This is a genomic window from Eubacterium limosum (assembly GCF_000807675.2).
Lineage (GTDB): Bacteria > Bacillota > Clostridia > Eubacteriales > Eubacteriaceae > Eubacterium > Eubacterium limosum.
Genome location: NZ_CP019962.1, coordinates 3,467,086 through 3,479,696 on the forward strand (window position 1 = coordinate 3,467,086; position 12,611 = coordinate 3,479,696).

Annotated in this window: 8 protein-coding genes and 1 pseudogene; 8 read left to right on the forward strand and 1 reads right to left on the reverse strand. The window is 37.9% G+C overall.

Annotated features, from left to right (window positions below; all coding sequences use genetic code 11):
- Positions 1-700: 700 nt before the first annotated feature.
- Positions 701-1,678, reverse strand: a complete 978-nt coding sequence (gene bsh, locus B2M23_RS16240) for a choloylglycine hydrolase (RefSeq protein WP_038353774.1) — start codon at positions 1,676-1,678, stop codon at positions 701-703.
- 456 nt (positions 1,679-2,134) lie between these two features.
- Here bsh and B2M23_RS16245 point away from each other — a divergent pair, with 456 nt between their 5' ends.
- From B2M23_RS16245 to B2M23_RS16275, 8 genes and pseudogenes are all read left to right on the forward strand, one after another.
- Positions 2,135-2,347 carry a DUF6870 family protein gene (locus tag B2M23_RS16245; protein ID WP_038353773.1) on the forward strand — a complete coding sequence of 71 codons (213 nt, stop codon included), beginning with the start codon at positions 2,135-2,137 and terminating at the stop codon, positions 2,345-2,347.
- Between the two features lie 116 nt (positions 2,348-2,463).
- Positions 2,464-4,143 (forward strand): recombinase family protein, encoded by a 1,680-nt coding sequence (locus B2M23_RS16250; RefSeq protein WP_038353772.1) that lies wholly within the window; start codon positions 2,464-2,466, stop codon positions 4,141-4,143.
- A 526-nt stretch (positions 4,144-4,669) separates the two neighbouring features.
- Positions 4,670-8,587 (forward strand): Rib/alpha-like domain-containing protein, encoded by a 3,918-nt coding sequence (locus tag B2M23_RS16255; protein ID WP_081571259.1) that lies wholly within the window; start codon positions 4,670-4,672, stop codon positions 8,585-8,587.
- A gap of 393 nt (positions 8,588-8,980) precedes the next feature.
- A complete protein-coding gene (locus B2M23_RS16260; RefSeq protein ID WP_013380163.1) occupies positions 8,981-9,583 on the forward strand; it encodes a recombinase family protein in 603 nt (200 codons plus the stop codon).
- 217 nt (positions 9,584-9,800) lie between these two features.
- A complete protein-coding gene (locus tag B2M23_RS16265; RefSeq protein WP_013380164.1) occupies positions 9,801-10,004 on the forward strand; it encodes a helix-turn-helix domain-containing protein in 204 nt (67 codons plus the stop codon).
- A 6-nt stretch (positions 10,005-10,010) separates the two neighbouring features.
- Positions 10,011-10,088: pseudogene (locus B2M23_RS20980) on the forward strand.
- Between the two features lie 685 nt (positions 10,089-10,773).
- Positions 10,774-11,607, forward strand: coding sequence for a ParA family protein (locus B2M23_RS16270; RefSeq protein ID WP_038353770.1), 834 nt, complete (start codon positions 10,774-10,776; stop codon positions 11,605-11,607).
- 11 nt (positions 11,608-11,618) lie between these two features.
- Entirely contained in the window at positions 11,619-12,584 is a 966-nt protein-coding gene (locus tag B2M23_RS16275) for a ParB/RepB/Spo0J family partition protein (protein WP_038353769.1), read from the forward strand.
- Positions 12,585-12,611 lie beyond the last annotated feature (27 nt).

Genomic DNA, 12,611 nt, shown 5'->3' on the forward strand with positions numbered 1-12,611 from the left:
AGATAATTACATTAGCTTAAAAAAATATCGATATATTGAAATTTTACACAGAAAAAAATATTGTTTTTTACATTTTCACACCTAAAATTACTTGCTTTGATGTTTTAATTAATATATTATTATCTCAGTAACAATATGAATGGCTCCAAAGCATGTTGTTACTAACAATCGGAGTTCGAGGTGCCCTCCTAACCTAATTAATTCAATGTCACTGATCGACCATTTATTTCATCTGAAGTTTAGGTAGTATAGATAATAATAACGTTTAAAATTTGCGCCTCATCCTCTCATAAAACCCTCTCAATTTTATATATTGAGAGGGTTTTGCATTGTAAGGAAAACCACCTTTTATGTAAGTAATATGGAGTTAAAGTAAAGTTTAATATCTATACCAAAAACCCAAATAGAAAGATGAAAGAACATATTGACCTGTTTACGGTTGAACCATTGAAATAAGAAAATGGAAAAATCTATTTTATAAACGGTTCATGCTTTTGGATTTTTTGATGAAACTTATTAAATGTCGAAATATTCTAAAAGGTATAATAATGTTAAGCGTTAAAATAAAATTTGAAAACTCTAAACAAATATAAAAGTTTTTTTAAAATAGGTTCATACAATAGATGCTCAAATTGTTGATAGTTGATAAAAAACATAGAACTTCATTTTTTTAATATCGAATATAAAGGTAAAAATGTTATTATCTGTTTTGCATTTTTATATGCTGTCCACTAATTAACGGGTAAGAAATAAGAATTTGACTGTCAAGATTTTCATTATACAAATCAATCCCTGTTATTTGACTATTTTCATAAGTTTTATAGTAATAAATTCCCTTGTCTGTATTGCAACATGAACTGTAAATAGTGATTTCGTACGTATCTTTAGCCAGACGAACACATCCGCGTTCTTGATTGACTGAACCAAGTATGTGAAAAAACTGACTAATGCTTTCAGGTTCAGAAGTTCCAGAAATTGAGTTTAGTTTAGTAAAGGCTGCTTTCACGAAACGAGATGATGAAGAAAGATCGCCTGGAAGGCCAATAGCACCCATACCACGACTATATATATCGAGGTCTAATTTACTTGAAAAACGATTTTCTGGAACTTCTTTGGTAATATTAATGTAATTATTAAGATTAAACATCTGAATATCAAAAGTAGGATTATTAGTCAAAATACCTATTGGATTATCATATATTTTTAAGCCTGCCTTTACTGATTCTACGGTTATAGATACTTCTTTGTCTGAAATAATCCAATGCAAAGGCGATAAAGGTAACTCTTTGCTAAAATCGATATTAATTAAATTAATTCGATCGAGCAAACTTTTTACCTCAGCAATAGTAGCGCATTGACCTAAAATCCATGGAATAAACTCAAAAGGTGCTATATTATCTATCCCTTCTACTTCTTGTTTATAATCTGCATTTCCAGGAAAATTTAGTCCAGCCATACTTAAGCCTTTTTCATTGGTGGCATCATAATACAATGGATAATTTTCAACAACAAAAGCCATACCAATCATAGCATAATGAGACTTCATGGGCTTCACTTTCCGAAAATTAAATTCATAATTTCGTGGCACAATCGTTACTTTTTGATTATAAGAAAATTCCAAATCAAGATTACGGCCAAAATAATGATCTTTTGTTACGTATGTTGCTGCAGTACACATTTTAACACCTCCACAGTTTTTTATTTGCTTTTTTTATTTATACCAAAAAAAATATTTTTAAAACAGAGTATTAATCGTTATATGAAGTTTTTTCAATAAGAAAATTTTTAAAAGAATATACATACTAAAATATTTTTTGTGTTTAAAAAAATCAAAATAACAACTTAAAATTCTTAATTACTTGAGAAAAATATAAAAGACATATGATTGTTTCTTATTAGGAACACTGTAAATACAAGGCTTTTCGGGGCCTGCAATCCGAAAAAAATAATATTTGATCTATCACATTACGCAGAAAGCCGTCCAGGTGCTATCTTGGGCGGCTTTTTTGCGTGGATAGACCGGAAGGAGGCAGAAAAATAATTACAGAAATTTAAGCCCAAAAATTGTGCAACTTTCACGAAAAGGAGGTTAGTGAATGGCAGATGAAAAACTGAACACGGGCCCCGAGGCGCAGTGGCTCCTGAGTCCCTGCCGGATGTGAGCGGTATGGCCTTTGACACCTCTCTCCCCCGGGAGGAGCGGATCGCTCTGTTTTTGCAGGCGGTAGAAAATCCATACTGCTTTTGCATCGGCGGGATCGGTGTAAAAATTGAATTTGCGGAAAGCGGGCCGTCCTTGCAGGACACGCTGACGGACTTTCTGCTCCGGCAAAAAAGCGGGCTGTAACTTCGGTTATGGCCCCTTTCTACTTCGAGACAAAGTGTCCCGAGGCGGAGGCATCCTTGTTGTCCCGCCCGGGCAGAGGTATAATATAGATGTAATGTGATAGGGAAGGAGGAACAATGGCACGAGCAAAAAACAGAGGATTGCAACAGAGTTTCTCTCCCTCTTATACCGTCCGCCGCTGGCGGCTGGGCGAATATATCCGGCTTTCCAAGGAGGACTTGAAAAAGGGAAAGGACGACAGCAACAGCGTCATCAACCAGCGTGATCTGCTCAATGACTTTTACCAGAAGCATATCGGAGAATTTGAAAGTGTTTCCGAATATGTAGACGATGGACACACAGGAACGGACGCCAACCGGGAGAATTTCCAGCGGCTCCTTTCCGATGTAATGAGCGGGAAAATAAACTGCGTGGTAGTAAAAGACCTTTCCCGTTTTGCAAGAAATTACAGTGATGCGGGAAGTCTGATTGATAACCTGTTTGTTCAGATGGGCGTTCGCTTCATCAGTCTTGCTGAAAATGTGGACAGCTATCTCAACCCGGACAGCGTTTCCAGTATTATCGTCCCGATTACAAATGTGATGAACGATCAATACTGCTATCAGACCTCAAAGAAAATTCGCCAGGTATTTGACTATAAGCGGCGCAACGGGCAGTACATCGGCGCATTTGCTCCTTATGGATATGTGAAGCACCCAAAGGACAAACACCAGTTGATCATCGATCCCGATGCCGCTGAAATCGTCAAACTTATTTTCTCTTTGTTCCTAAAAGGGACATCGAAACGGGCCATCGCTTTGTATCTGAATGAACACGGCGTACCCAGCCCCTCGGCTTATAAACTGCAAAAGGGCATACCCGTTTCAACAAGAGGATATGACGATCCTATGTGGGGAGCCCGCATGATCCACTCCATTCTGACGAACCCCACCTATACCGGGGATTTGGCACAGGGCCGCAGTCGGGTAAAAAGCTATAAGGTACACGAGGTTGAAAGCGTTCCCCGTGAAGAATGGGTGGAAGTAGCTGGTACGCATGAGGCAATCATTGATTATGAAACCTTTGATAAGGTACAGGCCCTTTTACAGCGGGATACCCGTACTTCTCCAAAAGGCCGGGAAGTCCACCTGTTCAGCGGTTTTCTGAAATGTGCTGACTGCGGGCGGGCAATTACCCGGAGCGTAGGCAACAACAATAATGTGTACTATGCCTGCTCCACCTACAAGAACCGCTCCCGGACAGCCTGCACAATGCACTCAATCAAGCATAACCGTCTGGAGGCCGCTGTCCTCTTTGCGGTACAACAGCAAATCCATCTGGCTGTTTCATACTCGGAAATGATTGCCCGCATTAACACCGCCCCGGTCAAAAAGAGCCAGTCCATCCGTTTGGAAGAACTGATTGCTGCGAAAGAGCGGGAACTGGCAAAAATCAGCCGCTACAAGCAGTCCCTTTATCAGGACTGGAAAGACGGGGAAATTACCCAGCAGGACTACCGGGATATGAAAGCCGATTATGAACGACAGACCATCGCTCTTACGGATGTTCTGGCCCGGCTGAACGCTGAACGGGCGGAACTGGCAAACGGTGTAAAGAGTGAGCATCCCGCATTGGTGGCCTTTACAAAACATCAAAATATCGACCAGCTTTCCCGGGAACTTCTCGTTGAGCTGATCGACCATATCAAGGTTTATGAGAATGGAAACATTAGTGTGAGATTTAAGTTTGCGGATGAATTTAGACGCATAGCAGAATACATTGAAATCAACACCACAAAACCCGCAGTAGCGGGCTAACCCCCGCTACATACCCCTTTGACAGTGTGTTTTCCTAATAGGAGCTAATCATATGACGTTTAATTTAACAAAATCTATTATACATTAAAGCAGGAAAATGCAATTGGCAAAAAATATAGTTGTTAAAGTAGGCGTTCCTTTTTTGAAGATATATCTAAGAGACAGTAGATTTATTTTTAATTAGAAAAATAATAAATATGTATAAAATATATAAAAATATGTAAAAAACAGCTATAACTTCTAAATAGTATAGACTTATTATGAATTATGAACTATTTTATTTATAGTTTAAAGATAAAAAATAATATGTATTTTTAATGCGAAAAAAATTTATTTTTAAAAGGGAAAGGCTAAGGTGACTATAGAAAATCCATTTTTGTAAGTTTTTATTATTATATAAATTAAATATATGAAAATCTAGAATTAAATTTTTTTATATGTATCTAACTTTTAAAAAAAATTTTTTGAGGATATAAAATGCACTATCTTTAAACGATATTTTACAGTTAAAAGGAAATTGATTTTTATGAAGAATAACTCAATTTATAGAAAAAGAAGTTTACAGATACTGACCAAAAGAAGACAAAGATACGGTATAAGAAAACTGAGTATTGGCGTGTGCTCTGTATTACTGGGCATCACGCTAATGGTGCCGTCTTTGGGTACCGTCTATGCACAGGAAATCAGAGGACTGGATACTACAACACATTATACGGCAACCGGAATTGATAACGGGACCAACCTACGTTATAGCTCTACTGTTTTCAATAAAGTTGAGGATGACGGAAGTTTATCTATGATATTTACATATTGGTTTAATGGAAGCACAGGATGGGGGACAGACCCTGCGAACGAATATGCTGGGAAATATCTTTTGAGTTTTACTAACGATACCTTTTATAAACAAATCGATAAAGTTATTTTAGATGATATTAGTCTGGAAAAGCATAACGATGGCGCGATGTGGTCTCTGCCAGTTACAGAACTGCCTAACTATGCTTTGATAGGTTTTTCACGTGAACAGTCTGTTAAAATCACGCTGAAAAATGGACAGACATTGGAAAGTCTTAATTTACAGGATACTCCAATTGGATTTAATTCTGTTTTGACGACCAATAAAGGAGCTATAGCTTCAAACAGTATTTCTAATGGTTATATCTTGCAAAGTAATAATAAGAATAAGAATGAAAAGGAAACAGATTTTACAAAAGGTAAAGTGAATCAAAAAATTAAATTTAATGCTGATGATATGACCATTCGTTCTATACACATCTTCAAACCTGCTGAGAATTTCCTACAGACAGATTATAGCTGGGTTGTGTATGTGAAAGAACAGATACCACCAGAGTTGCTTCCATATATTGATACAGATAATATTAAAATATATTGCTCTGATTTGGACGGCGTAAAGATTAATGAAAACCATGAAGAATTCACGGTACCAATTAACGACCAAGGCTTAGTGGATACAAGTCAGGTTCCAGAACTAAGCATCATCGGGAATGATACAAAGGCGCAGTTAGATGCAGCAAGAAAGAATTTGGACCGAATCTTTTTTGGAACGCTTGGTCAAAGCCGTAACTATACGATTTCCTATAAACTAAAAGATAGCGTAACTCTTTCTGATTTTGCACATGCAGCTAATGAATATATTGAGAAAAATCAGCAATCCTTCTTATTTGATAGCTGGATGGAAGCAGACTATCTGAACACTAAACAAGGTATATCAACAAATGATAATGGAGATGATCCAAAGCAGTTGAATGATTCGTATGCAAATGCTTATCTGGATGCGAATGATACGGACAAAGATGGTCTATTTGATTTTGTTGAATGGAAGATTGGTACCGATACTACTAAGGTAGATACAGATGGTGATGGAGTACCTGATGGACAGGAATTTATGACAGATCAGACAGAACCAAACAACGCTGCCGATTATCTAGTATCAAAACCAACTACTACAACGACAACATTTGATTCCACTAAAAAGACAACGATTGAAGGAACTGTTCCAAAGCCATTGATTGCTGATCCAGCAGACCCGGCAAGACTGATCCAAATCACAAATGAAGATGCTGGAAATGTGATCGTCAAGCTTCAAGGCTATGATAAAGATACGAAAACATACACAACTGATGAATACGGTACAGTCAAGATTCCATATAAGGATCTGGTAGCCGGAAATTTCTTTTTGGATGTTAACGCAAACCTAGTGCCAGATGGTACAGAGGTTGTTCTGGTTGCATATAGTCCAAATGCAGACAATCCCGTTATGGGAGACCCATTTACATTCACTACACCAGATAAGGACAAATACGATGCTAAAGGTGGTACACTGAATCAGGACTACGGAAAGAAAGCGGAAGAGGCTGCAATTCTGGACAAAGTCACAGTAACAGAAACCAAGGATGGCCAAGAGGCTCCGGCACCAGCAGAGAAAGTGAAATCCAAAGCGATCAAAGGTGAGATTCCTACTCCTACTGCAGATGGTGCAGACCAGACCGTGACCGTGGAAGTAACCTACGCAGACGGAACCAAGGAAGATGCTACCGTAACGGTCAACTATGGCTTGGCAGCAGATGCATATAACCCATCAGGGCAAGCAATCACAGTCGACAAAGGAAGTCAGCCAAATGCAGAAGACGGAATCAGGAACAAAGACGATCTTCCAGAGGGAACAAGGTATGAGTGGAAGACCCCAGTGGATACGGATACAGCGGGAGAAACCACAGGAACGATCGTAGTGACATATCCAGATGGAAGCAAGGAAGAAGTGGATGTTACAGTCAATGTTGTTGACACAACACCACAGGCTACTGATACAGAACTGTATACGGCGCAAGGGGGAGTTGTAAATAAACCATATGGACAGACAGCTACGAATGATGAAGTCATCGCAGAGGTAACAACAGATGCACCGGCTGATAAAGTAAAATCGAAAGAGGTAGTAGATGCTATTCCAACGACAGGGCAGAACCAGCCAGTGAATGTAAAGGTAACTTATGCTGATGGAACCAATGATACAGTTATTGTAACGGTCAACTATGGCTTGGCAGCAGATGCATATAACCCATCAGGGCAAGCAATCACAGTCGACAAAGGAAGTCAGCCAAATGCAGAAGACGGAATCAGGAACAAAGACGATCTTCCAGAGGGAACAAGGTATGAGTGGAAGACCCCAGTGGATACGGATACAGCGGGAGAAACCACAGGAACGATCGTAGTGACATATCCAGATGGAAGCAAGGAAGAAGTGGATGTTACAGTCAATGTTGTTGACACAACACCACAGGCTACTGATACAGAACTGTATACGGCGCAAGGGGGAGTTGTAAATAAACCATATGGACAGACAGCTACGAATGATGAAGTCATCGCAGAGGTAACAACAGATGCACCGGCTGATAAAGTAAAATCGAAAGAGGTAGTAGATGCTATTCCAACGACAGGGCAGAACCAGCCAGTGAATGTAAAGGTAACTTATGCTGATGGAACCAATGATACAGTTATTGTAACGGTCAACTATGGCTTGGCAGCAGATGCATATAACCCATCAGGGCAAGCAATCACAGCCGGCAAAGGAAGTCAGCCAAATGCAGAAGACGGAATCAAGAACAAAGACGATCTTCCAGAGGGAACAAGGTATGAGTGGAAGACCCCAGTGGATACGGATACAGCGGGAGAAACCACAGGAACGATCGTAGTGACATATCCAGATGGAAGCAAGGAAGAAGTGGATGTTACAGTCAATGTTGTTGACACAACACCACAGGCTACTGATACAGAACTGTATACGGCGCAAGGGGGAGTTGTAAATAAACCATATGGACAGACAGCTACGAATGATGAAGTCATCGCAGAGGTAACAACAGATGCACCGGCTGATAAAGTAAAATCGAAAGAGGTAGTAGATGCTATTCCAACGACAGGGCAGAACCAGCCAGTGAATGTAAAGGTAACTTATGCTGATGGAACCAATGATACAGTTATTGTAACGGTCAACTATGGCTTGGCAGCAGATGCATATAACCCATCAGGGCAAGCAATCACAGCCGGCAAAGGAAGTCAGCCAAATGCAGAAGACGGAATCAAGAACAAAGACGATCTTCCAGAGGGAACAAGGTATGAGTGGAAGACCCCAGTGGATACGGATACAGCGGGAGAAACCACAGGAACGATCGTAGTGACATATCCAGATGGAAGCAAGGAAGAAGTAAATGTTAAAGTTATTGTAAAACAGTCAGAAGTTGCAGGTGATAATAACAAAAATATTGGCAATAAAGATACTATTAGTAAGGACGAAAATAAAAGTGTTAATTTTGGTCCAAACACAGGATACACGGGAAATGGTAGCTTACAAGTTGCTGGGTTACTTAGCTCCATTGGTGCATTATTAGGATTAAGTTTTGCAAGAAAGCGAAAGAAAGAAAATAAACACTGAATATTCTCATTTGTATTACGCAGAAGTTAGAAAAATAATTATATAAATAAGATTTTTGCATACTTGCATCTGAAATAGTAAATATAAAACAGCTTCGAAATCTTGGATAACTACAAAGATAGAATATCAAGATTTTTAAAGCTGTTTTTATTTTATATCTTTTTATAGATTTTTCTATTTAGCTATAATTTAATGAAAATTTGTGTAACACTATATAATTATTTTATTTTGAAGGTAAGAATATTATAAAAAGTCCCAAATTCCTTTTCTTATATAGCTTTTGAGAGATTCAGTCACGTGAGCGTAGAATTTAATAAAGGAAAAAAATAGCATATAATGAACACGTACATATAGAGTGCAAATAAACATTCTTAGTCAAAAGGGGGATTTATTATGACTCAAAAATATGGTTACATACGTGTTTCATCTAAAGATCAGAATCTTTGGCGGCAAATTGATGCAATGACAGCGCAGGGGATTTGTGAAGAAAATATCTTTACAGATAAAATTACAGGTGGGACATTTGTACGGCCTGGATATGAAGCACTACTAAAAATAATTAAAAAAGAAGATATTCTATTTATTCATGGAATCGACCGATTGGGCAGAAATTATGACGAAATTATAGAAAATTGGCATGTAATTAATCGAAAAATTGAAGCTGATATTGTCGTTTTAGATATGCCATTACTGGATACCAGAGTAAATAAAAATGGTTTGACGGGGAAATTTCTGTCCGATATTGTATTACAGATTTTATCATATTTTGCACAATTAGAAAAAGAAAAAATTAATCAACGACAGAGAGAAGGAATTGCAGCAGCAAAAAAAAGAGGCGTTAAATTCGGAAGACCTAAAAAGAAAATTGACATGAAATATTTCCAGCAGATCACTTCTGACTGGAGGAGTAAGAAGATCACATGCGAAGAAGCCACAGAAATGCTGGATATAAGCCGTGCCCACTTTTATAAAATAGTGAAAATGTATAACCTGTAAAAAAAATAGGCGTCTAAAAAATTATAATTTTTTAGACGCCTATTTTTTTTGTTTTATAACAAACCCTTTTGATTTTGTTTACTACTTTTTTGTATTTATTATTTTCTTTATGACCATATTATAACAATTGTTATAAAAATTGTCAAGGATTTTATTTCTAAAAATGTATACGTTTAAAGATAAGCGCTCTATATGTATGACTGCTAAATGAGGTGACATGATGACGATTGGTGAAATTATTAGAACTGCCAGAGAAGAAAAAAACCTAAATCAGAGCCAGCTGGCGGCAAAAGCCGGCATTTCACAGGCAACGGTGAACTACCTGGAAACAGGTAAACGTAATCCTGGATTTACAACAATTGTGAAAATCGCAAAAGTTTTAGATCTGAATTTAGAAGACTTAACAGAATCAATGAATTAATTGCGTGGCAAGTTAAGTCAATGGCAGACGCTTTGTAGATTTTTCTAGCTATAAAGAATGGGAGTTCAAATCTCCCACTTGCCAAAACACATATAAATTGGTCTTATGAAATTTAATAAGAAAGTTTTTGAGAAACGCTCCTGCATGTGGCGTTGGTTCGAGCCAACTGCACAGCATTAGATTTGCTTTATTTTATCGATGAATCTAGATGGTGAAAAATCTTTCGGATGAAGGACGGGGAAAAGATTTATGTGGAAAACATTGTAACCACAACAGCGCAATAGGGATATATAGCCTGGCTAAAAGAATGGGTTCTGTATTTAGCCAGAGAGTTGCCAATGGACACTCTTGAAGCTCAAGCAATATGTTGAAGTAAATAATCATGGTAAATCCTTCAATAAGTCATTATTGAGCAAATAAGCGAAGACACATAACGGAGTAGAACTTGGTGTCCATATAGAAAGGGCAGCACATCAATGGCGTGACGTAGAGCAAAGCTTGGCGGTGAAGCAAGGTGTGTGGGTAAATCTCCAGGGCGGTGGAATGAGCCGCGTTCAAAAACTAACCATGTTATATTCCTGGCGTATTGTTTTGTTATCGAGTTTGTGATCTCATAGCAGTAATCAAATATAAAGCAGCAATACTTACGTCATTTTTATTTTTTATGGTGATTCTTTGGAAGAAAATAACTGAACCGGTTCGATACCGGAAATCACCACCAATAACACTCGGGAGGGAGTGTATTTTTTTTACAAAGGAGAAGATTAGAATGAAAACAAAAGTAATTGCGGTGGCAAACGAAAAGGGCGGTGTCGGGAAGACAACGACAGCCATAAACCTTACCTATGAGTTACAGCAAAGAGGAAGAAAGGTTCTTTTAATCGACAATGATCCGCAATCAAATATGACGCGGCATTGTGGTACGAACCCACACAGTAAGGATCATATCACGTTGACAAATTTGATCGAAAACATGATTAACTATGTTACTGGCGTTGATAATGGTGTGTCTTATGAAGATATACTGCCGCCTGCAGAAGAAGTGGTTATTTTCAAAAATGGCTTTGAATTTATAGCGGCGAATGTGGTTTTGGAAGTAGCTGAGCGAGCCCTTTACGTTACGCCCAATACAGAGCAAATTCTTGATGAAATAGTAAAACAATATGGCAAAGGTTATGATTATGTCATTATTGATTGTAGACCGACACTTTCTAAGTTAACTTTAAATGCATTTGTAGCAGCAGACTCTGTCATTATACCAATCGAGTCTGAGCCATATGCGGTTGATGGCCTCAACATGCTATTAAAGAACATAGAGATTATAAAAAGGGGTTTCGGCCATGGTGGTCTTAACCCAAAATTAGAAATTGAAGGAATACTTTTTACAATGTATAAAGGGCGATTGCGCTTGACTCAGGATTTAGAAAAACAGGTAAAAAACAGATTTGGGGAAGATTTAAATGTATTTAAAACAATGATCCCAACATCTGTTAAAGCACCTGAATCTGTACTTGCAAAGGCGGCTGTGCGAGCTTATGACAAGAAAAACCCGGTAGGGCTTGCTTATCAACAATTAGCCGAAGAAATTGATTCAAACTACTAGGAGGTGTTTGTATGGATGAAAAATTTGATTTTGATATGTCAGAATTTTTGGGAGCAACAAAACCCGATAATACATATATAGCAGGTTATAATAAAGATAAAACAACCAGAGACGAGATTGACATATCTTTATTGGTTCCTTCACCCTTTCATCCAATACCATTATATGGTGAGGAGAAAGAGAAGGAGATGGTTGAAAGCATTAAAGCTTTTGGTGTGCTTCAGCCAATTCTCATCAGAGAGTCAAAAATTCAAATTGGTAAATATGAGATTTTAAATGGCAGAAATAGAGTACATTGTTCAGAGCTTGCTGGAAAGACAACGATCCCGTACATTCTGGAAGAATACTCAGATGCTGATGCGCAGTACGTCACTTTGGATGCCATCATTCAACAGAGGGGCTTTAACGACTTGAAGTTTTCTGAACGAGCTGAGATTGTTCATTTACTGGTTGAAGAAGTAAAGAAAGAAAACCTCAGTGAAAAAATACAGCAAAGCTTATCATCGGATGATGAAGAAGAATCGGGAGTGTTTCATGGTATCTCAGAACGGACACGACGTCGATACTTACAGTTATACAAATGCTGCGAGGAAATAAAAGGCGAAGTAGATGATAAAAAAATGGCCATGAAGGTAGCTTTAAATCTATCGGTACTCTCTCTGGAAGATCAGAAATTTGTCATGCAAATGAGCCGGGAATATAAAAAGCCAATTGATGAAAAAATCTCTAAAATACTTAAAGATAAAATGGAAAAAAGAGAGCTGAATGAAGAGATGATTCGAGAAGTTTTCGAAGGTAAGAAGCAAAACAACCGAAATGCTTCATTTAGTGTAAAACTGCCAAAAGAAATCAAGAATGAGTATTTTAGTGAGAAAAAGCCTAAAGAAATTCAAGAAATTATTGAAAAAGCATTAAAAATATATTTTGCAAATATGAATGAGTATGATGATGAAATGGATGAAATAACATCGGGCTGACAAGCCCTTTTTTGTTTTCCGGAAAAG